General features: G+C 76.3%; 1 protein-coding gene. It reads left to right on the top strand.

Translation table 11 applies throughout. The annotated features are described in order from the left end of the window. Nucleotides 1-322: 322 nt before the first annotated feature. The gene (locus L1885_RS28250) at nt 323-1114 is read left to right on the top strand and encodes a TIGR03936 family radical SAM-associated protein (RefSeq protein ID WP_235799987.1); all 792 of its coding nucleotides are present in this window, start codon (nt 323-325) and stop codon (nt 1112-1114) included. The last annotated feature ends 390 nt before the right edge of the window (nt 1115-1504 follow it).

The following is a 1504-nucleotide window of genomic DNA, read 5'->3' on the forward strand; positions in this document are numbered from 1 at the left end:
GGCGGGCGCCGGGCGCGCCGCCCGGCCGCACGGACCGTGCGCGGCGCCACCCCGCACGGACCGTGCGTCCCGTCCGGCGTCGCGCCCGGCCCCTGTCGCGGCGGTCCCGGGAACCGAATGGAGCCCGTGCGCGTACTCTGGGTAGTACAACGACTGTCCCCGGCGCGGCGCCCGCACCCGAAGTCACCTTGAGCGATCAGGGCTGATGCCGGGAGACGGAGCCAACAGCACACCCCAGGGCCGCGCCACACCGCACGGCCCCGCACCGAGGAGCAGACCACTGGGCAAGCGACAGCCCGAAGGCCCGCCGCCCGCACCCGCGGTGCAGCGCATCCGACTGCGCTACACCAAGCGCGGCCGCCTCCGGTTCACCAGTCACCGCGACTTCCAGCGCGCTTTCGAGCGGGCGCTGCGCCGCGCCGAGGTACCGATGGCGTACTCGGCCGGGTTCACGCCGCATCCGAAGGTGTCGTACGCCAATGCCGCACCCACCGGCACGGGCAGCGAGGCCGAGTTCCTGGAGATCGCCCTCGCGCAGCCCCGCGACCCCGCGGCGCTGCGCGACCTGCTCGACGCGTCGCTGCCCACGGGCCTCGACATCGTCGACGCGGTGGAGGCCCGGACCCCGGGCCTCGCCGACCGGCTGGAGGCCTCCGTGTGGGAGCTGCGGCTGGACGGCGTCGCGCCGGCCGAGGCGGAGGGCGCGGTGAGCGCGTTCCTCGCGGCCGACGCGGTCGAGGTGGAGCGCCGCACCAAGAACGGCGTGCGGGCCTTCGACGCGCGCTCCGCCGTCGTCGACCTGCGGGTCGAACCGGTGGCCGGCGACGGCTCGGGCTCCGCGGACACGGGGCCCTGTGCGATACTGCGCCTGGTTGTTCGGCACGCGACACCCGCCGTACGACCCGACGACGTCCTGTCCGGTCTCCGAGCTGTGGCCGACCTGGCGCCGCCGGTCCCCGCAGCGGTGACCAGGCTGGCGCAGGGGCCCCTCGACGAGGAGTCCGGAATGGTGACCGACCCGCTCGCGCCCGACCGCGAGGCGGAGCCGGCGGGCCGCACCCAGGCCCCCGGAACCGCCGCCGCGGCGGCGGGGACGGGCCCGGTCCCCGCTTAGGACGGTCGTCACAGCGCAGCCCTCGAATCCGGGAGCCACCTGGATCGGGCCGCGCACCGACCAGAAGACTTTCGCCAGGCCGTACCCGCGGGACAAGCGGGTAGGGAACCGGCGAGCCAGACACGTAAGTTCCCGTGCGGCGCCCGCGCCCCGGGCGGCGGCGGACGCGCACTGCGCGGACCGCCGCCGGACCGGAATCAGGCGCGGCGCCCGGGAACGTGACGGGAGAAACGCCCGGATGTCCAACGACCCCACGTCCTCCGGCACGGCCGGAGAGACCACGGAAGACAACAACAGCCCCAGCGACACCCTGCCGCCGCGCCGCCGGCGCCGCGTCGCGTCGCGCCCGGCGGGCCCGCCCGCCGGCACTCCGAAGGCCGCGGCCGACAG

The organism is Streptomyces fuscigenes (genome assembly GCF_021556455.1).
Lineage (GTDB): Bacteria > Actinomycetota > Actinomycetes > Streptomycetales > Streptomycetaceae > Streptomyces > Streptomyces fuscigenes.